Source organism: Microbacterium sp. 1.5R (assembly GCF_001889265.1).
Taxonomy (GTDB): Bacteria; Actinomycetota; Actinomycetes; order Actinomycetales; family Microbacteriaceae; genus Microbacterium.
The window spans coordinates 3,446,827-3,466,561 of record NZ_CP018151.1; the positions used below are offsets into that span (position 1 = coordinate 3,446,827).

The 19,735-nt window shown below is 69.2% G+C and carries 28 protein-coding genes; 11 read left to right on the forward strand and 17 right to left on the reverse strand.

The window, feature by feature from the left end:
• Positions 1-2: 2 nt before the first annotated feature.
• Positions 3-629 (reverse strand): stage II sporulation protein M, encoded by a 627-nt coding sequence (locus BMW26_RS16460; protein WP_157557453.1) that lies wholly within the window; start codon positions 627-629, stop codon positions 3-5.
• A gap of 91 nt (positions 630-720) precedes the next feature.
• On the opposite strand from BMW26_RS16460, the gene BMW26_RS16465 reads away from it, so the two are divergent.
• A complete protein-coding gene (locus BMW26_RS16465; protein WP_157557454.1) occupies positions 721-1,326 on the forward strand; it encodes a TetR/AcrR family transcriptional regulator in 606 nt (201 codons plus the stop codon).
• A 7-nt stretch (positions 1,327-1,333) separates the two neighbouring features.
• Here BMW26_RS16465 and BMW26_RS16470 read toward each other — a convergent pair whose 3' ends face one another.
• A complete protein-coding gene (locus BMW26_RS16470; protein WP_053098085.1) occupies positions 1,334-1,651 on the reverse strand; it encodes a DUF2277 domain-containing protein in 318 nt (105 codons plus the stop codon).
• Positions 1,652-1,753: 102 nt separating this feature from the next.
• Positions 1,754-2,581: a helix-turn-helix transcriptional regulator gene (locus BMW26_RS16475; RefSeq protein ID WP_053099285.1), complete on the reverse strand. Its 828-nt coding sequence runs from the start codon at positions 2,579-2,581 to the stop codon at positions 1,754-1,756.
• Positions 2,582-2,675: 94 nt separating this feature from the next.
• Here BMW26_RS16475 and hxlB point away from each other — a divergent pair, with 94 nt between their 5' ends.
• On the forward strand, positions 2,676-3,257 hold the full coding sequence (gene hxlB / locus BMW26_RS16480; protein WP_072592077.1) for a 6-phospho-3-hexuloisomerase: 582 nt from the start codon (positions 2,676-2,678) through the stop codon (positions 3,255-3,257).
• A gap of 46 nt (positions 3,258-3,303) precedes the next feature.
• Positions 3,304-3,927 carry a 3-hexulose-6-phosphate synthase gene (hxlA, locus tag BMW26_RS16485; RefSeq protein WP_053098088.1) on the forward strand — a complete coding sequence of 208 codons (624 nt, stop codon included), beginning with the start codon at positions 3,304-3,306 and terminating at the stop codon, positions 3,925-3,927.
• Between the two features lie 75 nt (positions 3,928-4,002).
• Here the strand turns inward: hxlA and BMW26_RS16490 are convergent, their stop codons facing one another.
• Positions 4,003-4,836 (reverse strand): class I SAM-dependent methyltransferase, encoded by an 834-nt coding sequence (locus tag BMW26_RS16490; protein ID WP_072592078.1) that lies wholly within the window; start codon positions 4,834-4,836, stop codon positions 4,003-4,005.
• 90 nt (positions 4,837-4,926) lie between these two features.
• On the opposite strand from BMW26_RS16490, the gene BMW26_RS16495 reads away from it, so the two are divergent.
• Both BMW26_RS16495 and BMW26_RS16500 read left to right on the forward strand, forming a co-directional pair.
• Positions 4,927-5,628 (forward strand): winged helix-turn-helix transcriptional regulator, encoded by a 702-nt coding sequence (locus BMW26_RS16495; RefSeq protein WP_072592079.1) that lies wholly within the window; start codon positions 4,927-4,929, stop codon positions 5,626-5,628.
• Positions 5,629-5,652: 24 nt separating this feature from the next.
• On the forward strand, positions 5,653-6,123 hold the full coding sequence (locus BMW26_RS16500; protein ID WP_198032351.1) for a hypothetical protein: 471 nt from the start codon (positions 5,653-5,655) through the stop codon (positions 6,121-6,123).
• Between the two features lie 4 nt (positions 6,124-6,127).
• Here BMW26_RS16500 and BMW26_RS16505 read toward each other — a convergent pair whose 3' ends face one another.
• The 8 genes from BMW26_RS16505 to BMW26_RS16540 form a co-directional block, all read right to left on the reverse strand.
• Positions 6,128-6,991 (reverse strand): hypothetical protein, encoded by an 864-nt coding sequence (locus tag BMW26_RS16505; protein ID WP_072592081.1) that lies wholly within the window; start codon positions 6,989-6,991, stop codon positions 6,128-6,130.
• 87 nt (positions 6,992-7,078) lie between these two features.
• Positions 7,079-7,252 (reverse strand): CsbD family protein, encoded by a 174-nt coding sequence (locus BMW26_RS16510; protein WP_053098095.1) that lies wholly within the window; start codon positions 7,250-7,252, stop codon positions 7,079-7,081.
• A 99-nt stretch (positions 7,253-7,351) separates the two neighbouring features.
• Complete coding sequence (locus BMW26_RS16515) at positions 7,352-7,564, reverse strand: hypothetical protein (protein WP_072592082.1); 213 nt, start codon at positions 7,562-7,564, stop codon at positions 7,352-7,354.
• Between the two features lie 44 nt (positions 7,565-7,608).
• Positions 7,609-8,223, reverse strand: a complete 615-nt coding sequence (locus BMW26_RS16520; RefSeq protein WP_072592083.1) for a hypothetical protein — start codon at positions 8,221-8,223, stop codon at positions 7,609-7,611.
• On the reverse strand, positions 8,220-8,804 hold the full coding sequence (locus BMW26_RS16525) for a DUF6286 domain-containing protein (RefSeq protein WP_053098098.1): 585 nt from the start codon (positions 8,802-8,804) through the stop codon (positions 8,220-8,222). The genes BMW26_RS16520 and BMW26_RS16525 overlap by 4 nt, the downstream gene beginning before the upstream one ends.
• Complete coding sequence (locus BMW26_RS16530) at positions 8,801-9,196, reverse strand: hypothetical protein (RefSeq protein ID WP_072592084.1); 396 nt, start codon at positions 9,194-9,196, stop codon at positions 8,801-8,803. Before BMW26_RS16530 ends, BMW26_RS16525 begins: the two co-directional genes overlap by 4 nt.
• Positions 9,196-9,384: a DUF2273 domain-containing protein gene (locus tag BMW26_RS16535; RefSeq protein ID WP_053098100.1), complete on the reverse strand. Its 189-nt coding sequence runs from the start codon at positions 9,382-9,384 to the stop codon at positions 9,196-9,198. Before BMW26_RS16535 ends, BMW26_RS16530 begins: the two co-directional genes overlap by 1 nt.
• A complete protein-coding gene (locus BMW26_RS16540; protein ID WP_053099288.1) occupies positions 9,381-9,905 on the reverse strand; it encodes an Asp23/Gls24 family envelope stress response protein in 525 nt (174 codons plus the stop codon). The genes BMW26_RS16535 and BMW26_RS16540 overlap by 4 nt, the downstream gene beginning before the upstream one ends.
• A 223-nt stretch (positions 9,906-10,128) precedes the next feature.
• Here BMW26_RS16540 and BMW26_RS16545 point away from each other — a divergent pair, with 223 nt between their 5' ends.
• Positions 10,129-10,704 carry an isochorismatase family protein gene (locus BMW26_RS16545; RefSeq protein ID WP_072592085.1) on the forward strand — a complete coding sequence of 192 codons (576 nt, stop codon included), beginning with the start codon at positions 10,129-10,131 and terminating at the stop codon, positions 10,702-10,704.
• A 10-nt stretch (positions 10,705-10,714) separates the two neighbouring features.
• Positions 10,715-11,617, forward strand: a complete 903-nt coding sequence (locus BMW26_RS16550) for an SDR family NAD(P)-dependent oxidoreductase (protein ID WP_072592086.1) — start codon at positions 10,715-10,717, stop codon at positions 11,615-11,617.
• A gap of 15 nt (positions 11,618-11,632) precedes the next feature.
• Here BMW26_RS16550 and BMW26_RS16555 read toward each other — a convergent pair whose 3' ends face one another.
• Positions 11,633-11,998, reverse strand: a complete 366-nt coding sequence (locus tag BMW26_RS16555; protein ID WP_072592087.1) for a cupin domain-containing protein — start codon at positions 11,996-11,998, stop codon at positions 11,633-11,635.
• A gap of 52 nt (positions 11,999-12,050) precedes the next feature.
• The gene (locus tag BMW26_RS16560) at positions 12,051-12,422 is read right to left on the reverse strand and encodes a DUF4406 domain-containing protein (RefSeq protein WP_171821956.1); all 372 of its coding nucleotides are present in this window, start codon (positions 12,420-12,422) and stop codon (positions 12,051-12,053) included.
• Between the two features lie 67 nt (positions 12,423-12,489).
• On the opposite strand from BMW26_RS16560, the gene BMW26_RS16565 reads away from it, so the two are divergent.
• On the forward strand, positions 12,490-13,239 hold the full coding sequence (locus BMW26_RS16565) for a DeoR/GlpR family DNA-binding transcription regulator (protein WP_056275362.1): 750 nt from the start codon (positions 12,490-12,492) through the stop codon (positions 13,237-13,239).
• Positions 13,240-13,252: 13 nt separating this feature from the next.
• On the opposite strand, the gene BMW26_RS16570 is transcribed toward BMW26_RS16565, so the two are convergent.
• Together BMW26_RS16570 and BMW26_RS16575 are read right to left on the reverse strand one after the other, a co-directional pair.
• The gene (locus BMW26_RS16570) at positions 13,253-13,924 is read right to left on the reverse strand and encodes a GOLPH3/VPS74 family protein (protein ID WP_072592088.1); all 672 of its coding nucleotides are present in this window, start codon (positions 13,922-13,924) and stop codon (positions 13,253-13,255) included.
• Positions 13,925-14,046: 122 nt separating this feature from the next.
• Positions 14,047-14,691, reverse strand: coding sequence for an MIP/aquaporin family protein (locus BMW26_RS16575; protein WP_053098105.1), 645 nt, complete (start codon positions 14,689-14,691; stop codon positions 14,047-14,049).
• Between the two features lie 211 nt (positions 14,692-14,902).
• Here BMW26_RS16575 and BMW26_RS16580 point away from each other — a divergent pair, with 211 nt between their 5' ends.
• The 3 genes from BMW26_RS16580 (at position 14,903) to BMW26_RS18065 (ending at position 18,473) form a co-directional block, all read left to right on the forward strand.
• The gene (locus BMW26_RS16580; RefSeq protein WP_053098106.1) at positions 14,903-16,285 is read left to right on the forward strand and encodes an APC family permease; all 1,383 of its coding nucleotides are present in this window, start codon (positions 14,903-14,905) and stop codon (positions 16,283-16,285) included.
• Positions 16,272-16,496 (forward strand): hypothetical protein, encoded by a 225-nt coding sequence (locus BMW26_RS16585; protein ID WP_053098107.1) that lies wholly within the window; start codon positions 16,272-16,274, stop codon positions 16,494-16,496. Before BMW26_RS16580 ends, BMW26_RS16585 begins: the two co-directional genes overlap by 14 nt.
• Positions 16,497-16,667: 171 nt before the next feature.
• Positions 16,668-18,473, forward strand: coding sequence for a sigma-70 family RNA polymerase sigma factor (locus BMW26_RS18065; protein ID WP_072592089.1), 1,806 nt, complete (start codon positions 16,668-16,670; stop codon positions 18,471-18,473).
• Between the two features lie 205 nt (positions 18,474-18,678).
• On the opposite strand, the gene BMW26_RS16595 is transcribed toward BMW26_RS18065, so the two are convergent.
• Positions 18,679-19,695 carry a magnesium and cobalt transport protein CorA gene (locus tag BMW26_RS16595; protein WP_053098117.1) on the reverse strand — a complete coding sequence of 339 codons (1,017 nt, stop codon included), beginning with the start codon at positions 19,693-19,695 and terminating at the stop codon, positions 18,679-18,681.
• Between the last annotated feature and the right edge of the window lie 40 nt (positions 19,696-19,735).

Here is a 19,735-nt window from a genome sequence, read left to right on the forward strand (position 1 = left end):
GGCTATCCGAGCAGCCACTGCTGCAACGGGTACACGAAGTAGAGCAGCGAGAAGGCCTCGTAGAGCGCCCCGATGATGAGCAGCGCGAGGGCGGGCAGGCTCAGCCAGCCGATGTGCTGGAGTCCGCGCAGGTAGGCCGCGCGTCGATTCCGCGCACCGATCGCCTGTGGGCGAACCCAGTACCGGCCCAGCAGGAACGCGCCCAGCAGCAGAAGGATGTAGGCCTGCAGCTCGATCACGAGAGTCAGCGAATGCGGGATCAGCGCGACCCACCCCTCCGGCGTCGTCGGCACGAGGGTCACTCCGGTCGTCACCGACCAGACCGCGAACGTCGCGAGTCCGAGGAACGGCACGACGAGCGAGGGCAGCAGGATCGTGAGGGCGCCGAGCCGCAGGGTGTTGACCGCCAGGATCGTCAGCGCGAAGAGCCAGGGACTACTGAGCAGAGAGGTGACGAGGCTCGCTGTGCCGTCGTCCTCCAGCGCCTGGGCGCGGCCGGCGACCAGGTCGGGGAAGAGCAGCCCGAGGATGAAGCCGATCGCGAAGGTGCCGTAGGCGAGCGCATTGAGAAGCGCGTAGACGCGGAGGTTCGAGCGGATGATCTGGAAAGGCCTGCGGATGAGTGTCATGGGTGCTCCCGTCGATGGACTAACACGGTGTGTTAGTGAGGGACGCACGCCACGCTAACACACTGTGTCACCGGGGGTCGTGGAGAATGGGATGATGACCGCCGAGCCGAGCATGCTGCCGACGAAGGACCGCATCCTGCACGCGGCACTCACGATGTTCGGCGAATCACGCGGCGCGAAGCTCAGCGTCCGCGCGGTCGCAGCGCGGGCTGGCGTGAGCACCGGGTCGTTGCGCTTCCATTTCCCGACGCAGCGGGCGCTGCTCGACGAGGTCCTCCGCGTGGTCTACGAGGTGATCGCACCGGACGACCCGATCCACGATGAGTCGCTGACCGCGAAGGAGCGGCTCCTCGCATGTCTGAGGCAGGTGCTCGCTCCGTCCGGAGTCGGGGCGCAGGCACGCGAGGCAGCCACGATCCTGCACCGGACCTTCATCGAACCCGAGCTCACGGACGAACTCCGTGATGCCTACCTGGCCATCGAGCGCGAAGGGCAGCGGAGGGTCGAGCACTGGCTGTCCGTCCTCGAAGACGAAGGCTCACTCCCGGCAGGAGACAACGCCACGCGCGCGCGTTTCCTCAACTCCGTCCTCGCCGGCCTGGCCCTCGAACGGGCGCTCCCCTCGGACGAATCGATCCTCGAATCCGAGACGAACACGCTCACGATGGCGGTCGATGCCGTGTTCCGCGACGACTAGCGAGGGCTCAGTCCGCCGCCGCCTTCGCCGCGCGCTTGGCCTCTTGGAAGACCCGGATCGCCTCGTACCGCTCGGCTGAGCGAGCCTGTCGCTTCTCGCGCTGCTCGTCGCGGTCCTTCGGGGGTGCGGTCGTGACGAGGTCATCGAGCAGATGTCGCACCGACTTCTCGATCTCAGCGACAGCACGGTCGAACACCTCCCTGTTGGCGCGGGAGGGGGCGTTGGCACCCGAGATCTTGCGCACGAACTGCACTGCGGCCTCATGGCATTCGTCATCGGTGGCCGGTGGGGCGAGGTTGTTCAGAGGAACGATGTTGCGGCACATGCCTGCCAGGGTAGAGCGCTGAGCGCCGGAGTCAAGAGGCATCGGACCGACGACTTCCCCACCTATCCTTCCGAGCAGGCACAGCCCCACCCGAAGGGGTGGTCAGCCGCGCACGATGGCCGCGAGCTCGGCGCGTGACGCCGCCCCGGATTTGCGCAGCAGGTTCGACACGTGGAACTTCACCGTGTTCTCGCTCACGTTCAGCGTCTCGGCTATCTCGCGGTTGCGGCGCCCCGCCGACACCAGTCGCAGCACATCGCGCTCTCGCGGGCTGGCGTCGATCGCATCCGGCAGATCGCCCGGCTCGGCCGGTGGATCGAGAGGAAGGCGGATGCCGACCTCCGACCCCCATCCGGGTGTCGAGGCCACCGACAGGTCGCCTGACAGCGCAGAGACCTGCTCGGCGATCGGGCGAAGTGCGTCGTCGTGCGTCGTCAGGTCTCCTCGGCCGTCGTCGCGGATCGCGATCAGCAGGTTCAATCCGTCGCAGTCCCATTGGATGCGCACGCGTCGCGTCTCTCCGCGGTCGACGATCGCCAGCACGGTGCTTCTCACGATCGAGCGCGCAGAGTGGGCGATCACTCCGGGGAGCGCGCGACCGTTGGCCGGGGGCTCGACGAACTGCACGTCGAGTTCGCTGTATCGCACGAGCGGGCGCAGATCGCCGCGCAGACGCTCGAAGGCGCCCGTCACCGGCTCGAGTCCTGCTCCCTGCTCATCGTTGTGCGTCCGCAGTCCGACCAGTGCACCGGCCGCGACATCGACCGCGATCGTGCGTGCCGCCCGGTCGTCGAGCCGCTGCGAGCGCAGCGTCGCGAGCAGGGATTCGAGGGTGAGGGCGTAGCGGTCCCGCTGCTCGGCGAGGGCGAGCGCGTGGTCTGCGGCCAGTCGGCGTGATCCCGCCGGCCCAGCATGCTCTTCGATGCTCATGATCACCTACTCTATTCGTCCCTCTCCCTTCGGGTAGGTGGAACGGTCCCGAGGCGGGAGCGCCCGAAGGTCGCGCGATCGCAAGAGTGGAGACATGCCTCTCACCGCCACGATGTCGCCCGGCGCCGCCATCTCCCTCATCGCCAACGAGCTGCTCCGCGTCGCGGAGCGCACGAGCGTCGCGAACGCGCATCAGCTCATCGATCTGGCAGACCTCGTCGTCGATGCCCGGCGCGTCTTCGTGCTCGGAGCCGGCCGCTCAGGGCTCGCCCTGCGAATGACCGCGATGCGCCTCATGCACCTGGGACTCGACGTGCATGTGGTGGGCGACACCACCACTCCGGCAATCGAGGCCGACGACCTGCTGCTGACGGCGAGCGGGTCGGGAACGACGGAATCGATCGTGCGAGCCGCGCAGCGCGCCTCGTCGGTCGGGGCGCGCATCGGCGCGCTCACGACCGCAGAGACGTCGCCCCTGTCAGAGCTCGCCGACGTCGTCGTGCGGGTGCCTGCCGCCCAGAAGCTGGACCGCACGGCCGACGCCTCGCACCAGTACGCGGCGAGCCTGTTCGAGCAGGCGGTCGTCGTCATCGGCGACGGGCTCTTCCACGCCCTCTGGCAGCGCCAGGGCACCAGCGCCGACGACCTCTGGCCGCGCCACGCGAACCTCGAATGAGCGGCTGCCGCCCCACCATCCACCCCGCAGAACGAACGGAACACCCATGAAACTGCAGTTCGCCATCGACACGCTCAGCACCGAGAAGGCCCTCGAGCTCGCCGCCGCCGCGGCCGCGCACGTCGACATCCTCGAGCTCGGCACCCCGCTGATCAAGAGCGAAGGCCTCTCGGCGATCACCGCCCTGAAGAGCGCCCACCCCGACAAGGTGATCTTCGCCGACCTCAAGACCATGGATGCCGGTGAACTCGAGGCCGACATCGCCTTCGGCGCGGGGGCGGATCTCGTGACGGTGCTCGGCGTGGCCGACGACAGCACGATCACCGGCGCGGTGAAGGCCGCGAAGAAGCACGGCAAGGGCATCGTCGTGGATCTGATCGGCGTCGCCGACAAGCCCGCCCGCGCGCAGCAGGTCATCGGCCTCGGTGCCGAGTTCGTCGAGATGCACGCGGGTCTCGACGAGCAGGCGCAGGACGGCTACTCGCTCGACAGCCTGCTCACCGACGGCACCGCATCCGGCGTCGCCTTCTCCGTCGCGGGCGGCGTCAACGCCTCGAGCATCGCCGCCGTCCAGGCATCCGGGGCGCAGGTCGCCGTCGCGGGCAGCGCGATCTACAGCGCCGAGAACGTCGGAGACGCCGCCGCCGAGCTGCGCGCCGCGATCAGCTGACGACCGCACAGAGAGGGGCCGACCGGCGATGCCCGGTCGGCCCCTTCGTGCGTCGAACGCCCCGACGGCGCCGCTCTAGACGACGCGGGCCGTCACGAGCAGGTACTCCCACGGCATCCGACCGTCCTCGAGGTGACGATCGCCGAGGTCGGCGAGCGCATCATCCAGCTCTGCTCGCCGCTGTTCGTCGTCGCCGATACCTCGGTACGCCGCCGCGGTCGGGCCGTAGAAGTCCCGGAAGAAGTCCCGGAACTCCGCACCCGACGCGAACCTGTCGACCGACAGCTGCCGACGCTGCGTCGACAGCTCGGCCACGCGGTCTCCGAGGAGGGCGCGTACGTGCTCCTCGTCACCCCAGAGCGGCGGCGGCTGCACACCGGCAGGCGGCGCGGGGACGAACTGCTTGAGCGTGGCGAACAACTGTCCGACGAACCCCTCGGGCGTCCAGTTGATCAACGCCAGCCGTCCATCGGCGCGCACCACCCGCGTCAGCTCGCCGGCCGCCACCTCGTGATGCGGCGCGAACATCACGCCGACGCACGAGAGCACGGCATCGAAAGAGTCGTCCGCATAGGGCAGCGCCTCGGCATCCGCCTCCTCGAAGGCGAGCTCGACGCCTTGCCGTGCAGCATCCTGCCTGCCGATCTCGAGCAGCTCGGGCGTGAGGTCGCTCGCGACCACGGATGCACCGGTGCGCGCAGCTTCGATCGACGCGTTGCCGGTGCCGGCGGCGACGTCGAGCACGCGATCGCCCGGCCCGATGCGGCTCTCGGCGACGAGCACCCGACCGAGTTCGGGGATCACTTCGCGCGCGACGGCCGAATAGTCGCCGAGCGCCCAGACGACTCTGTGATTCGCCTTCAGCGCGCGGTCGGCGTCGGCCTGGAGGTCGGTGGTGGTGGTGTTCATGGTGGGCTCCTCTGCCTTGTGATCCTCACGCTACGAACCCCGCGCAGACCGCTCTAGTATCCGATCTGTACCGGGTCTATCGTGAGGTCCGTGGGCGCCCCCTACTATCAGTTCTGCCCCGTCGCCAAGGCGATGGAGCTGCTGGACGAGCGGTGGACGATGCTCCTGCTGCGTGAGCTTCTGCTCGGCACCGAGCACTTCAACGAGCTGCGCCGCGGCCTCCCCCGCATGTCGCCGACGCTGCTGTCCCATCGACTCGACCAGCTGCAGCGTGCCGGCCTCATCGAGCGGATCGCCCAGGGTGCTGACGTCCGCTACGTGCTCACCGTCGCGGGTGCCGAATTGCGTCCGGTCGTCGAGCAGCTCTCGGCGTGGGGGGTGCGCTGGATCGGCGAGCTCGGAGACGCCGACCTCGACCCCAAGCTGCTGCTGTGGGACATGCACCGCAATGTCGATCACGGCACCGTCCCCGATGCGCGCACGGTGATCGCACTGCATTTCACGGACGCGAGTCCGGCGCAGCGCCGGTGGTGGCTGGTGATCCACGACGGCGAGGCCGACGTGTGCGACGCCGACCCCGGGTACGACGTGTCGGTCGAGGTGCGCTGCACGCTCCGAGCGCTGACCCGGTTCTGGCGCGGGGACATCGAATGGACGACGCTGCTGCTCGCCGAAGACGCCACCGCGACCGGCCCGAGCGACCTGCGGCGAGCGCTGCCGTCGTGGTTCATCCGCCCGGGATATGCCGCGGTGCCGCGGGTGGGCGCGCCGGTGGTGGCGGGCCGGGTCTAGACGGTCGGACGGATGCCGGCGAGCATGATGTCGAGGAAGAGCTGCCTGTCGCCCAGGGCGACCCCGCGCAGCGCCATCGCGGCCTACACGAAGGCCAAGACGGTGACCGAGGTGTTCGCCTTCGAGCTCGACCGCCGCCTGCGCGCCGCTGACCTTCCCGTCGCCTCGCTCGTGGTGCGTCCCGGAGTGGGCGTCGACGCCAAGACGCCCGAGCGCACCGGCATCCACGACGCCTCGACCCCGTACCGGCGCAACCCCTACACGCCCTGGGCTCAGGGAAAGGACACCGCCGCCTGGGCTGCGGTGCGCGCGCTCGCGGATCCCGCCGCGCAGGGCGGCGAGTACTACGCGCCCGCGGGGCGGCTTCGCGGACTTCCCCTGCGAGTCGAGCCGCTCGCCCGCACCCACACCCCTCCTGCTGAACTCGCGCAGAGCGTATGGGACCAGCTCGAAGAACTCGCGGGCGTCCACTTGTCGCTGCCGATCCGGCGTTGACCCGCTACTCCTCGCCGCTGTCGAGGAATACTCCGACACGGCCGCCGTCGAGCACGAACTGCAGCGCCACGCCTGACGGGAAGCGCTCGGCGAGCTCGTCGGGGGTCTCGGAGTCGAACGGCACCGCGACGGTCGGCGGGAATGCACCCACGCCGCACGCCGCGTACCGTTGGCCCTCGAAACTCCAGGACGTCTCGGTGAAGTCACGCACATCGGGCAGCTGGTCGTTCCTGACGACATTGAGACAGACGTTCTCCGACGAACGCTCTCCCGAGTCGGCGTACCACCCGGGCGTCAGGAAGACCGTCAGGCCGGAGAACTCGGCCGATGCCGCATCCTTCTCCGCGCCGAACCACCCCGGCGCGATCATTCCGGATCTCGTGAGCTCGAGCGTCTCGATCTGCGGCGCACCCGCAGACGACGACACGGGCGGTACCACGGCGAAGGCGTAGGCGATCGACGCCGCGAGCGCGGCCGACGCTGCCACGGAGGCCACCCACAGCGGTGCTCGCCACCTCGCCAGGTGCCCCGGCCACCCGGTCACCTCGTGCGACGCCGCGGGCGCGACCGATTCGTCCCACGTGGACTCGTCGTGCAGTCGGTCGAGCAGGTCACCGCTCTCGCGCGATGCATCGGCCGAGGGATGCACCACCCGCAGCTCGGCGCGCTCCGAGTCGGCGACGGAGGCCACAACGGATGCGGCGCCAGCGGCCTGGGATCCGGCCGCGCCCCCGGTCGACGCCGCGCTGCGCGAGGATTCGAGCTCCTCGAGTCGGCGGACCGCGGACGGGTCGCCCGCGATGTCAGCACGCGGACCGTAGGCACGAGCCCATAGCTCGCGAAGCTCGTCATCAGCGGCAGCATCCATCCCCCGCATGGTCTCATGGCATCCTCGCCGCGCACAGCAACGGGCGGATGGAGCGTGACACCGCTCCATCCGCCCGCGCCGGGGGTCTTACTTCTTGAATGCGTCCTTGACGTTCTCGCCGGCCTTCTTCGCGTCGGCCTTGACCTGGTCGGCCTTGCCTTCGGCGGCGAGCTTGTCGTTGTCGGTCGCGTTGCCGATCGCTTCCTTCGCCTTGCCGGCGATGTCCTGAGCGGCGTTCTTGATCTTGTCATCGAGTCCCATGAGGAGCTCCTTTCGTGAGGGTGATCGTGACGGCGGGAGGATTCCCGACGTCTTATCGCCGTTGCGTGTCGCGACCGACGATAAGTCTGTGGAGGGGTGTCAGCGGCGGACCTTGTCGAGTGCCTTCTCGGCCGCCTTCGCCGCCTTCTTGGCTGCCTTGGCGCGTTCCTTCTTCGCCTTCGGGTCGTTCCACATGCGCACCAGCTGGTGCCGCACGGACTCGCCCTTGTTCACCTGCACGGCCGCTGCCCGACTGCCCACGACGTAGGCGACGAAGGCGATGGCGCCGATGAGGAGGATCTTGTTTCGCATGGTGCTGTCCTGCTTCCTGGGGTGGTGGGGGCGAGGTCCGAGGTTCACGACAGACGTCGCTGGTCGTGCGCGAGCCGCGCCCGGAGGCCGGTGTGGATCGAGACGAAGGTCGCGCTCTCGCGGCCGGTCAGGGTGGCGAGGTTGGTGAGCAGCTTGTCGATGTGGTCGACCAGCTCACGCGGATCGGTGTTCTGCCGGGGCGTGACGGCCACATGCAGCACCGGCTCTCGACGGATGTCGTTCGCGGTGACCTGCGACGACAGGATCTCCGCTCTCCCGGCGAGGGAGTTCTTGACGGCATCCGACACGAACGACTCGGTGACCGTGACACGTCCGAGCGGGTTCTGTGCTCCGCTCGAGCGGAAGGCGGTCTTCGACCGGCGGCCCGAGATGCTGGTGAGGGCGACGATGAGCAGCACGATCACGATGACGATCGCGGCCACTGCGCCGATGCCGATCCACGAGAGGCCGCCGCCGGCGATGGCCGTGGCGGCGATCGCCTGGTCGAGCCATGAGCGGGCGTCCGTGCCGGCCGACGTCCAGATGTCGGTGGCGGTCGGCCAGCTCATGATGGCGATGCCGAGAGCGCCCAGTCCGAGGAAGAGCAGGCCGATGATGAGCAGCAGGGTGCGGTTCAGCGCACGGTTGGTGTTGTTCACAGCTCGTCTTCCTTCTCGTGGGGGCGCTCGATGCGCACGCGAGTGCGGACGCTGCGGGTCAGCCGGTAGGTCTGCAGCTCTGCCTCCGTGGCCGACTGCACGGCGCCCTTGTCGAGGGGGATGCCGGCGCCGGGGCGCACGGTGACGTCGACACTGCGGTGGCCGACTCCGACGGTGATGCTCTCGCGAGCCAGGCCCGTCTCCTCCGAGAGGTGCTGGGCGAGCGCGCTGGCGATCACGCCGTTGTCGACGACGACCGCCCTGTCGCCCGCCTCGAGGGTGTGCCGTGACAGGCGACCCGGAGTGACGGCCAGCACGACGAGCACGACGCCGATCAGGGCGAGCACGACGCTGCCCGCGATCACGAGTCCGGCCGGCTGTGCGGTGGGCAGGCCGACCAGCCATCCGCCCGCCGCGGCGGGACCCAGCAGGAGAGCGGGCTGCGCCGCGAGGCTCAGCACGATCTCGAGCCCGATGTAGGCGAGGGCGAGGATGAGAAGGATGACCGCGACGAACATCGCGACGGTGCGCGGCGAATGCGTCTCGCGTCGGACGACGCGACGAAGAACCGGGGTGCTCATCGCACTCGTCTCCTCTCTGGGATGGTGGCACCGGTGATGGTGAGGGTGATGCGGGTCACGTCACGTCCGAGAAGACCGCTGAGACTCTCCTGCAGCTGCTCCTGCAGCTGACGAGCTCGGTCGAGGACGGGGACGCTCTGGGAGATCGCGACGGTGTCGTCGAGATCGGGGACGGGAAGCGGGGTCGCTATGCGCACGGCGATCCCGCCCGGGTGCTCGGCGACGTCGACCTTCACGTCACCGCGCGGCACACCGATCAGGGTTGCGGACGCCTTCTCGGTGACCGTGCGGTAGACGCGTTCCTTCACGTCGATGCGCCCAGGGACGGTGGCCTCTGCGGTGGCGGCCCGCGCGGGGCCGCCACCGGCGGCGAGGTGCTGGTCGACGCGCATCAGGAGGTGCGCCGCCCTGTGAAGGCGTCGGCGAGACCGCGGACGTCGAGCTTCCCGGAGGCGATCCGGCCGATGACGGCTCCGACGCCTGCGAACAGGGCCATGAGGAGGAATCCCCAGAACCCGAACAGCAGAGCGGCCAGGGCCAGGAGTGCGCCGATCAGGGCGCCTGTGGTGGTGGGGGTCATGAGACTCGCGACTCCTCGTTCTCCTGGTTGTCGTCACCGGGGACGTGCACGTCGTTGACCTCGACGTTGACCTCGACGACCTCGAGACCGACCAGGCGGCTGATCGCACCGGCGACGGCGGCGCGCACGTTGCTCGCGACCTCCTGGATCGGGGCGGGGTACTCGACGACGATGGTCAGGTCTGCGGCGGCCTGCGTCTCGCCGACCTCGACCTTGACGCCCTGCGTCAGGTCGGTGGCGTTGACGGCGTCGCGGATGGCGCCGAAGGCACGTGCTCCGCCACCACCGAGCGCGTAGACACCGGCGACCTCACGGGCGGCGATGCCGGCGACCTTGGCGACGACGCCGTCGGCGATGACCGTCTTGCCCGCGGCATCCGAGTCGGCGGGGACGCGCGACGTCGAGAAGGCCGACGTGCGGTCGACGCGCGAACCCGAGGCAGCCGGCTTCGGCGCGGTCGACGTCTGAGCGAGCTCCTTGTCGGCGGGGCTGGTGGGGGTGTTCTGATCCTGAGTTGCCATGACCATTCCTTCGTCTCACGATGTGCCGGCCGGGCCGTGGTGGCTTCGCCGGGAGCGTGTGTGGGTCGCTCACAGATAGGACGGGCGCCGAGCGGGATTCGTCACAGATTCGTCGGGAGAATCTGCGAGACAGGCGCCCGAGCGGCGATCGACGGCAGAGAACACGCGGTCGCTGGCCGTGCAGGCACTGGCCGTCGCGGGCCGGGACCGCGAGGATGATCGGATGAGCCACGACTCCCCCGCCACCGCCCTGCTCGTGATCGACGCGCAGGAATCCTTCCGCCAGCGACCCGACGAGTGGGCGGCCACCGCCAACCCGGGCGTCATCGACAACATCTCCCGGCTCGTCGCGTACGCGCGTCGGTCGGGAGACGCCGTCGTGTGGGTAACGCACTCCGAGCCGGGCAGCGGAGGAGTCTTCGATCCGGCCAACGGCTTCGTCCGGGTGGTCTCCGACCTCGACCCGCAGAGCGACGAGATCGCCGTGACGAAGACCACCGTCAACGCGTTCACATCGACCGATCTCGAAGATCAGCTCCGGCGCCGCGGCGTCGGCCGGGTGGTCGTCTGCGGCATCCGCACCGAGCAGTGCTGCGAGACGACGGCCCGGATGGCGGCCGACCTCGGCTTCACGGTGGAGTTCGTGACGGATGCGACGACGACCTCGGCGATCGAGGCGACGGACGGGCTCGCGGCCGTCTCGGGCGACGAGATCATGCAGCGGACCGAGAGCATCCTGGCGGCGCGCGGATTCGCGACGATCGTCCGCACGGCCGACCGGGTGGGTGTCTCCGCCTAGGTTGGAGGACATGCCCTCGCCGCTCGCGCTCCCCGACCTCACCGGCCGCACGATCCTCGTCACCGGGGCGAACGCGGGCATCGGATACTGGTGCGCGGATATCCTGGCCACGCAGGGTGCCAGGGTGCTGCTCGGATGCCGGTCGGCAGAGCGCGCACAGGTGGCCGTGTCGTCGATCCGCGCGCAGGTTCCGGGTGCCGACCTCGACATCGTGCCGGTCGATCTCGGGTCGTTGGTGAGCGTCGCCTCGGCGACGGCATCGCTCGACGAGCGGCTCGATGCGGTGATCTGCAATGCCGGGGTCAAGGCGGCGGATCGCAGCGCCCGCACCGCGGACGGACTGGACCTCATGGTCGGCACCAACGCGATCGGACACTTCGCCCTGGTCGCCCAGCTCGACCGTCTGCTCGCCGACGACGCTCGGGTCGTGGCCGTCGGATCGCTGGCGCATCGCTTCGCCGAGATCGACCCCGGCACGCTCTCTCAGCCGTGGACGGGTGCGTCGCTGCGTCAGTACGGCCGCTCGAAGGCCGCCCTGATGGCCCTCGCCTTCGAGCTGAACCGCCGGTGGCGGGGCACGGCGCGGTCTGCGCTGTGTGCTCACCCCGGTTACGCCGTCGATCCGCTGACTCCGCACCGCGACGGACTCGCCGCGGTCTCACCTCTGACGCGCGCCCTCGCGTCGGTCAGCCGCCCGCTCGTGCAGGGCAAGGATGCCGGGGCCGCGCCGATCCTGCATGCTGCCGTCGCGGCCGATGCCACCGGCGGCGATTATTGGGGTCCGGGCGGGCTGCTCGAGTTCCGCGGGGCGCCCAAGCGGGTCGCCGCGAGCGCCCAGGTGCGGTCGGTCGACGTCGGCGCGGAACTGTGGTCGGTCGCCGAGCACCTCTCGGGCGTGCGCTTCACGATCTGACGATCTGACAGCGGATCAGGCGAGCTCCTGGAGTGTCGCGGTCATGTCGCCTCCGGCATCCCCGGTGTTGACCGTTCCCTTCGGCTCGAACAGGATCGCGTGCACCTCGTCCGTCGCCTTCGGGCAGTGCTCGACCCCGCGCGGCACGACGAAGACGTCGTTCGGGTGCAGAATCACGTCACGGTCGCGGAGCTGGATGGTGAGCTGGCCGCTCACCACCATGAACAGCTCATCGGTGTCGGGGTGGGTGTGCCAGACGAATTCGCCCTGGAGCTTGACGACCTTGACGTCGTAGTCGTTGACGCTGGTGAGCCGGTGCGGCTGCCAGTGCTCGGTGATCGTCGAGAGGGCGTCGTGGACGTTGCGCACATCGTCTGTCATGCTCACGAGCCTAGCCACCGGCTGGCCACGGCCCCCTCCCGATGAGCCGCGCTCAGGCGGCTTCGGCATCCCTCGACGGGATCTCGTCGATCGATCGATACACGGGCAGCCCGCGCTCGAGCGCGATCTCGACGTCCTTGTCGGCGCCGGCGGAGTCTCCCGGCAGGCGCAGCACCGCGTCGCAGTGCTGCAGCAGTCGGTGGGCCGTCTCGTACATGACGTCGCCCTCGGCGGCATCCGTCTCGTCCATGCCTCGGAGGATCGGCAGGGCGACCCATTCGCCGATCATCGGCACATGGCCGAGACGGTGGATGGGGGCCGCGACCTCTTCGAGGACCTCGAGGTTGCGGGCGATCAGGGCGGGGTCGCCGCCCGTGCCGGAGCGGTAGGGGCCGGCGATGAGAATCAGCAGTGGTGTGTTCATGGAGAAGACTGTAACGTTAACCGTGCAGGAACGTGCAACTTCGTGAATGAACGGGATGGAGCTTCGGATGCTGAGTGCGCAACGAAAGGATCATCTGCGCGAGATCCTGCGCAGAGACGGTCGCGTGGTGGCGAAGGACGTCGCCACCGATCTCGGCGTCTCCGAGGACTCGATCCGTCGCGATCTGCGCGAGCTCGCCGACACGGGCGAACTCGTCCGCGTCTATGGCGGCGCTCTGCCGGTTCCGCCGGCCGATCGGCCCGTTGACGAGCGCTCGTCGCTGGCCACCGAGAGCAAGGAGCGGGTCGCCCGCCGCGCCGTCGAGCTGATCCTGCCGGGCTCGACGATCGTGCTGGATGCCGGAACCACGACGCTCGCGATGGCCCGCATGCTGCCGTACGGCGCCGATCTGACCGTCATCACCCCCAGCCCGGCGATCGCCCTCGCCGTCGCCGAGCACTCCGACGCCCGCGTCGTGATCATCGGCGGCGAACTCGCCCGCTTCTCGATGGTCGCGAGCGGCCCCCTCGCCATGGAGGCCGTGCAGCATCTCGCCGCAGACCTGTTCTTCCTGGGCGTGACGGGCGTCGATCCCGTCCACGGCCTGACCACCGGCAACCTCGACGACGCCGCCACCAAACGCGCGATCGCCGCGCGCTGTGCGCAGACCTACGTCCTGGGCAGCGAGGAGAAGATCGGCGCCATCTCGCGCTTCCCGGTTCTGAACGTCGACGCCATCACCGGTCTCGTGGTCGACCCTCAGGACGCGAACCCGGTCATCGGCGATCTCGCAGAGGGCATGCCGGTGCTGCGCTGACCGGTGTCAGGTGTCAGGTGATGGTCGCCGCCACGATCGTCGGCGTCATGATCGCCACCATCGCGGCCGTGATCGCATCGTTGACCGCCTTGGCGACGGCATCCCCTGCCTGCGATCCTGCCGTGAGCTGCTCGATCCGCTTCTTGAGGTCCCGCGAGGACAGCCCGCCGCACTCCTCGCGCAGGATCGCGTGCGCCGCGTTGAGGTTCTGCAGGATCGCAAGCAGCGCCAGGTCGGCCTGCGTCGGAGCACCCGTTCCGGCGAGCACCGCGGCGAGCCGCGCCCTCAGCGCCTGCTCGGGCGTCGAATCGGATTCGGGAGTGCGTGCCGACCCCCAGCCGAAGAATCCGCGCTCCCCTTTGACGAGCACGCCCTGCACGATGAGCGACTCGACCACGATCTCGAGCGGATCGAGCTTGGGGCGCACCACGAGCGACTGCAGCCGCTTGCCGCGCAACGGCACGAGGCGCTGCAGTGTCGTATCGAGGATCGGGTTGCCCGTCGGGTCGGTCGACACGATCTCGATGACCGGGTTCTTCTCGTCCGACACCGCGATGCGTCCGTGCAGGGCGAGGTCGACGATCACGGCCGCGACCTCGCCGTACAGGCGGTTCACGCTCACCGCGCTCTCGACGCGGCCATCAGGCCGGAGAAGCAGCATGTGGAGTTCCTCGACGATCAGCATGCATCCACGCTATGACGGGCCACCTCACGACGGCATCCCCCGGACGGATGATTCCGGAACACCCCCCCACACGCACGAACGCCGCGCCCTCCGGAGAGGCCGCGGCGTTCGATGAAGAGTGGTTACGCGCCGATCTTCTTGGCATCGTCCGCGTTGAGCACGCGGAAGAGCAGAGCCGCGATGACCGCGCCGACCACGGGGGCGACGATGTAGAGCCACAGCGAGGCCCAGTCGAAGTACCCGCCGACCGAGAGGCCGAGGGCCACCGCCGGGTTGAAGCCGCCGCCCGAGATCGAACCGACGGTCGCTGCGCCGACGAACACCGTCGCCCCGATCGCGAGGCCGTAGAACGAGTTGCCCTCGGTGTCCTTCGAGGTCGCGGTGTTGAGCACGACCCAGACGAGGATCAGCGTGAACAGCGCCTCGACGAAGAAGGCGGGTCCCACCTCGACGACCAGAGCCTCGCCACCGGCGGGCCACACGGCGAAGCTGACCAGCGCGGCGAGCGCGCCACCGACGAACTGCGCCACGAGGTAGGCGATGAAGTCGACGACGCTGAGGCCGCCACGGATGAAGACGCCGACGGAGACCGCCGGGTTGAGGTGAGCGCCCGAGATGTGGCCGGTCGAGAAGACGAGCACGGCGAGCGTGAAGCCGATCGCGAGCGGAGTCAGCGGGCTCTCGCTGTTGATCGCCGCGATGATCGTGAGGACGAAGAGGAACGTGGCGATCGCTTCGGCGAGCGCCTTTCGGGGAGTACCGGACATGAGAAGTGCTCTTTTCTGAGAGGTGAGGGAAGGCGACCCCCGTCCGCCTGCGCACTCCAGCCGACGCACCCTCCGATAACGCCCCCGAATCTAGCGACGGCAGTCGGAGTCCGGGCGTACGCCGCGCTGGCGCCTGTGAAATACCTGAATGCGATGCGACGGCATGTCAACCCCGTCGCCACATCGGCACGCTTGTCCGTACTGTTCCGGGATGACTTCCGACACCGCCACGACGCCGGAGGAGCCCACTCGCCTGCGTCGCGCCATCACCGGCCCCCTGCTGTTCGCCTTCATCCTGGGCGACGTGCTCGGCGCCGGCATCTACGCCCTGATGGGTGTGCTGTCCGAGAAGGTCGGCGGGATGCTGTGGGCACCGCTGCTTCTCGCTCTCCTGCTCGCGCTGCTGACCGCGGGGTCGTACGCCGAGCTGGTCACCAAGTATCCGCGCGCCGGCGGGGCATCCGTCTTCGCGGAGCGCGCCTTCCACAGCCCCGTCGTGTCGTTCCTGGTCGGGTTCAGCATGCTCGCGGCCGGCGTGACGAGCGCCGCGGGCCTGGCGATCGCGTTCGCCGGCGACTACCTCGGCACGTTCTTCGACCTGCCGACCATTCCCGTCGCGATCGTCTTCCTGGCGATCGTCGGAGCACTCAACGCCCGCGGCATCCGTGAGTCGCTCGGCGCGAATCTGGTGATGACGGCGATCGAGCTGAGCGGTCTCGTGATCGTGATCGTCGTGGTCGGGATGTTCGTGGTCGGCGGCGGCGGCGACGCCTCGCGGCTGACTCAGACGCCCGAGGGGACGCCCGTCGCCCTGGCGGTCCTGTCGGGAGCGGTGATCGCCTACTACTCCTTCGTCGGCTTCGAGACCTCGGCGAACATGATCGAAGAGGTCAAGAATCCGCGGCGCACCTATCCGCGAGCCCTCTTCGGCGCGCTCTTCACCGCCGGTGCGGTGTACGTGCTCGTGGGGGTCGCGAGTTCCATCGCACTGCCGGCGTCCGAGTTGCAGGAGTCGAGCGGACCGCTGCTGTCGGTCGTCGAGGCCGCGGGTGCCAGCATCCCCTCCTGGCTGTTCAGCCTGATCGCCCTGATCGCGGTGGCGAACGGTGCACTGCTCACGATGATCATGGTGAGCCGCCTGACTTACGGGATGGCCGAGCAGAACCTGCTGCCCGCCGTGCTCGGCCGGGTGCTGCCGAATCGAAAGACCCCGTGGGTGGCGATCCTCACCACGACCCTCGTCGCGATGGGACTCACGCTCGTCGGCGATCTGGCGACGCTCGCCGAGACCGTCGTGCTGCTGCTGCTCTTCGTCTTCCTCAGCGTCAACGTCTCGGTGCTGGTGCTGCGACGTGACCGCGTCGAGCACGATCACTTCCGCATCTGGACGGTCATCCCGGTGCTGGGCATCGCCTCGTGCATCCTGCTGCTCACCCAGCAGCGAGGGGTCGTCTGGCTGTTCGGCGCGATCCTGCTGGCGGTCGGCGCCGTGCTGTACCTGCTCGCCCGCTGGGGCCGCAACCGCTCCGACCGCCGCGACCACGACGGAGCCCCGTCATCCACCACCACGAAGGAGAACGATGAGCACGCCTGACCTCACCCCCGACGCCGATGACGCCATGACGAGCGAGGAGAAGCGCCACGACCAGCTGACCGCGGCCCCTGATGCCACCGAGGCCGATGCCGCCCCGCGCATCGAGGTCTCGGAGCACGACGGGAACACCCGCATCGACATCCTCCCCGATGCCGCCGTGCGGCCGGGACCCGGACCCGGGGTCGAGGTCGACGACGAGCCCGAGCAGTAGGCGGAGCGGCGGCGAGAACTCGCGCGGGATCGCCCCCGCGATACTTCAGCGTTCCGATATATCACGACTCACCCCTCGAAAGCAAGCTCTGAGCGTATGCTGACTCCGAGACCGCCTCCGCGGTCTCGGAGTCGGTGACCCGGACCCCGTCACCACGATCGGGGGGACGCCATGAGCATCACCACAGATCCGAGCACCGACACGCGGTCGGATGCCGAGCTCGCCGACGCGACGCGCAGCGGAGACGCCCGAGCGTTCGCCGTGCTGTGGCAGCGCCATTCCGAGGCGGGGCTCCGCGCGGCCCGGGCAGTGACGCGTTCCATCGACCCTGACGACCTCGTCAGCGAGGCCTTCACGAAGACGTTCAGCGCGATGCAGAACGGCGGCGGACCGACCGATGGCTTCCGGGCGTATCTCTACGCCGCCATCCGCAACGCCGCCGCGACGTGGGGCGGCAAGCAGAAGGACATCCCGATCGAGTTCATCGAGGAGATCCCCGATGAGGCCCCCGACGCGATCGAGCAGCTGTCGGACAAGACGATGCTCGCGGCGGCGTTCAAGAATCTGCCCGAGAACCACCGCACCCTGCTCTGGTACCTCGAGGTCGAGGGCATGAAGCCGCGCGAGATCGCTCCGCTGATGGGACTGACTCCGAATGCCGTGTCGGCGCTGGCTCTCCGCGCTCGCGACGGATTCCGCCATGCCTGGCTGGATGCGCTCATCGCCGACCCTTCCCGTCCCGAGGAGTGTCGCTGGGCGTGCGGGCGGCTCGTGCGCCGCTCTCGCCGCCCGGTGAGTCGGCACGAGCGCCCCCGCCTCGAATCCCATCTCGAAGGGTGCGCCGGCTGCACGATCATCGCGCGAGACATCGACACGGCCTCGTCGAAGCTGCGAGCCGTGCTGCTGCCCCTCGCACTCGGCGGTGCCGGCGCCGCCGCCTACGCCGCTCTCGAGCCCGGCGCGGCAGCGAGCGCATCCGTCATCGGACCGTCCGCCGCCCTGCGGACCCGCCGCGTGCTCACCATCGGGATCGCCGCGGGAAGCGCGGTCGCCCTTGCGGCGACGGTCGCCGTGGCGATGGTCGGCCCCTGGTCGCAACCCGCGGCAGACGGCGACCGTGGTGAGGCGTCCGGGCCCGCCGCCCGACCCATCGCCCCGACTCCCGGTGCCACACCCGCGACGGACGACGACACGTCACCGACGCCCCCACCTGTCGCACCGCTCATTCCTGCTCCGGTGGAGCCGCCAGTGCAGCCGGTCGTCGAGACGACTCGGCAGGACACACCTGTGCGCGCCGTTCCGGAGCCGCCGAGCGCCCCGGTGGCCGCACCGCCGGCGGCGGGCCCTCCGGCGACCAGACCCCCCGTAGCGACCCCGCCGGTCGAGGTCCCGCCGGTCGAGACCCCGCCCGTGTTCGCGATCGGTCCGGACGGGTGGGACACCAGCAGTCCCCTCGCTGTCTCGGTGAGCGGCACCGGCATCCCCGGCAGCATGGTCGCCGTCATCGACGAGCTCGGCTCCGTCCTCGCCCAGGCGACGGTCGACGGCGACGGTGAGTTCACGCTCTCCGTCGCGGGAGGCGAACTGAGGCAGGGCATGACGCTCACGGCCCAGCACACCTCACCCTCCGGCGACGTGGACCTCAGCGAGCCGGTCGGACCCCTCGCATTCCCCGTGCCGGTCATCTCTGGCGATCAGCCCCGCCCCCACCTCGAGCGGGGGGATGCTGACGCCGACGGCGAGCAGGACGACGCGCTCGTCACTCTCGAGGGCATCCCGGGCGGCTGGGTGCAGGTCGCCGTCGACGGCGTCGTGGTGCCCCACCTCATCGCCATCGACGAGGTGACCTCCGACGACTACATCCCCGACATCCACCTCGGATTCCACCTGCTCACCCTGCGATACGTCGATGCGGAGTCGGGCGTCACCGGTCCTGGAGCCGACTACGCGGTCGTCGTCACCCCGGGCGGCAAGTGACGTCCGGGCACGGATCCGACCGGAATATTGGTTGCGGCGTCAGGAACGGGCGTCGTCAGCGTCTTGATAGTGGGACGAGAAGCCGGCCCTGGGGACCTGAGTCGACTTCGTGTCCGAGAGCTCGCGTTCCCCTACGGACGCGGCACTCGCGGGTGGGGCTGCTCCCCAGTCCCACCCGCATTCCCTTCCGCACCCGTGTGGGGGCCTACAGCCAGCCCTTGCGCTTGAACGCCCAGTAGAGCCCGACGCCCATCGCCAGCATCAGAGCGACCGCCATGGGGTATCCGAGCGTCCAGTGCAGCTCGGGCATATGGTCGAAGTTCATGCCGTACACCGTGCCGACGAGCGTCGGGGCGAACAGGATCGCCGCCCAGCCCGAGATCTTCTTGACCTCGTCGTTCTGGCGGATGCTCAACTCGGTCATCCGCCGCATCTCCTCGTTCTGCCGCCGCGCCACGATCGTGGACTCGACGGTCAGCGCGTTGTCGAGCACCGTGCGGAAGGTGTTCGCGCGCTCCGACACGCGCAGGGTGTGGTCGAGCACGTCGCGCAGGTACCGCTGCAGCTCCTCGTCGACCTCGTACTTCGTCGAACCTCGCAGCAGCGAGTCCAGCATGCCCGCGAGAGGCTGCACCGCGCGCTGGAAGTCGATCACCTCACGACCGAGTTCGTAGATGCGCTGCGTCGCGTCGACCTCGTCCTCGAAGAGCTGGCTCTCGATCTCGTCGATGTCGTTCTCGAGTCCCGACAGCACGGGTGCGTACTCGTCGACGACCTCGTCGAGGATCGCATAGAGCACCGCCTCCGGACCGAGCTTCAGCAGACCGGGGTCGTCTTCGAGTCGGCGTCGCACCCGCCCCAGGTCGGGAGACTCCGCGTGGCGGATCGTCACCACGAAGTCGGGCCCCACGAGCACATGGATCTCGCCGAACTCGACCTCCTCCGCGGCATCCAGATACCGGGCGGATCGCAGCACCATGAACAGCACGTCTCCGTACCGCTCGAGCTTCGACCGCTGGTGACCCGAGAGCGCATCCTCGACGACGAGAGCGTGGATGCCGAACTCGTCGGCGACCTCGCGGATCTCGGCTTCGCTCGGCCGGTACAGACCTATCCAGCTCATGCCGCCGCGTTCGCGCAGCACCTCGAACGTCTCACTGAGGCTCCGCGGATTCTCGGTGCGGACACCGTCGACGTAGATCGCGTTGTCGATGATCGCCATCGGCGTTCCCTTCGTCGGTATGCCGCGGCGGTCGTGCGCC

What these genes read in the sequence shown, in the direction of transcription:
- BMW26_RS16460 (WP_157557453.1), bottom strand. Translation starts at nt 629, where the DNA reads ATGACACTCATCCGCAGGCCTTTCCAGATCATCCGCTCGAACCTCCGC.
- BMW26_RS16465 (WP_157557454.1), top strand. Translation starts at nt 721, where the DNA reads ATGATGACCGCCGAGCCGAGCATGCTGCCGACGAAGGACCGCATCCTG.
- BMW26_RS16470 (WP_053098085.1), bottom strand. Translation starts at nt 1,651, where the DNA reads ATGTGCCGCAACATCGTTCCTCTGAACAACCTCGCCCCACCGGCCACC.
- BMW26_RS16475 (WP_053099285.1), bottom strand. Translation starts at nt 2,581, where the DNA reads ATGAGCATCGAAGAGCATGCTGGGCCGGCGGGATCACGCCGACTGGCC.
- hxlB (WP_072592077.1), top strand. Translation starts at nt 2,676, where the DNA reads ATGCCTCTCACCGCCACGATGTCGCCCGGCGCCGCCATCTCCCTCATC.
- hxlA (WP_053098088.1), top strand. Translation starts at nt 3,304, where the DNA reads ATGAAACTGCAGTTCGCCATCGACACGCTCAGCACCGAGAAGGCCCTC.
- BMW26_RS16490 (WP_072592078.1), bottom strand. Translation starts at nt 4,836, where the DNA reads ATGAACACCACCACCACCGACCTCCAGGCCGACGCCGACCGCGCGCTG.
- BMW26_RS16500 (WP_198032351.1), top strand. Translation starts at nt 5,653, where the DNA reads ATGATGTCGAGGAAGAGCTGCCTGTCGCCCAGGGCGACCCCGCGCAGC.
- BMW26_RS16505 (WP_072592081.1), bottom strand. Translation starts at nt 6,991, where the DNA reads ATGGATGCTGCCGCTGATGACGAGCTTCGCGAGCTATGGGCTCGTGCC.
- BMW26_RS16510 (WP_053098095.1), bottom strand. Translation starts at nt 7,252, where the DNA reads ATGGGACTCGATGACAAGATCAAGAACGCCGCTCAGGACATCGCCGGC.
- BMW26_RS16515 (WP_072592082.1), bottom strand. Translation starts at nt 7,564, where the DNA reads ATGCGAAACAAGATCCTCCTCATCGGCGCCATCGCCTTCGTCGCCTAC.
- BMW26_RS16525 (WP_053098098.1), bottom strand. Translation starts at nt 8,804, where the DNA reads ATGAGCACCCCGGTTCTTCGTCGCGTCGTCCGACGCGAGACGCATTCG.
- BMW26_RS16530 (WP_072592084.1), bottom strand. Translation starts at nt 9,196, where the DNA reads ATGCGCGTCGACCAGCACCTCGCCGCCGGTGGCGGCCCCGCGCGGGCC.
- BMW26_RS16535 (WP_053098100.1), bottom strand. Translation starts at nt 9,384, where the DNA reads ATGACCCCCACCACCACAGGCGCCCTGATCGGCGCACTCCTGGCCCTG.
- BMW26_RS16540 (WP_053099288.1), bottom strand. Translation starts at nt 9,905, where the DNA reads ATGGCAACTCAGGATCAGAACACCCCCACCAGCCCCGCCGACAAGGAG.
- BMW26_RS16545 (WP_072592085.1), top strand. Translation starts at nt 10,129, where the DNA reads ATGAGCCACGACTCCCCCGCCACCGCCCTGCTCGTGATCGACGCGCAG.
- BMW26_RS16550 (WP_072592086.1), top strand. Translation starts at nt 10,715, where the DNA reads ATGCCCTCGCCGCTCGCGCTCCCCGACCTCACCGGCCGCACGATCCTC.
- BMW26_RS16555 (WP_072592087.1), bottom strand. Translation starts at nt 11,998, where the DNA reads ATGACAGACGATGTGCGCAACGTCCACGACGCCCTCTCGACGATCACC.
- BMW26_RS16560 (WP_171821956.1), bottom strand. Translation starts at nt 12,422, where the DNA reads ATGAACACACCACTGCTGATTCTCATCGCCGGCCCCTACCGCTCCGGC.
- BMW26_RS16565 (WP_056275362.1), top strand. Translation starts at nt 12,490, where the DNA reads ATGCTGAGTGCGCAACGAAAGGATCATCTGCGCGAGATCCTGCGCAGA.
- BMW26_RS16570 (WP_072592088.1), bottom strand. Translation starts at nt 13,924, where the DNA reads ATGCTGATCGTCGAGGAACTCCACATGCTGCTTCTCCGGCCTGATGGC.
- BMW26_RS16575 (WP_053098105.1), bottom strand. Translation starts at nt 14,691, where the DNA reads ATGTCCGGTACTCCCCGAAAGGCGCTCGCCGAAGCGATCGCCACGTTC.
- BMW26_RS16580 (WP_053098106.1), top strand. Translation starts at nt 14,903, where the DNA reads ATGACTTCCGACACCGCCACGACGCCGGAGGAGCCCACTCGCCTGCGT.
- BMW26_RS16585 (WP_053098107.1), top strand. Translation starts at nt 16,272, where the DNA reads ATGAGCACGCCTGACCTCACCCCCGACGCCGATGACGCCATGACGAGC.
- BMW26_RS18065 (WP_072592089.1), top strand. Translation starts at nt 16,668, where the DNA reads ATGAGCATCACCACAGATCCGAGCACCGACACGCGGTCGGATGCCGAG.
- BMW26_RS16595 (WP_053098117.1), bottom strand. Translation starts at nt 19,695, where the DNA reads ATGGCGATCATCGACAACGCGATCTACGTCGACGGTGTCCGCACCGAG.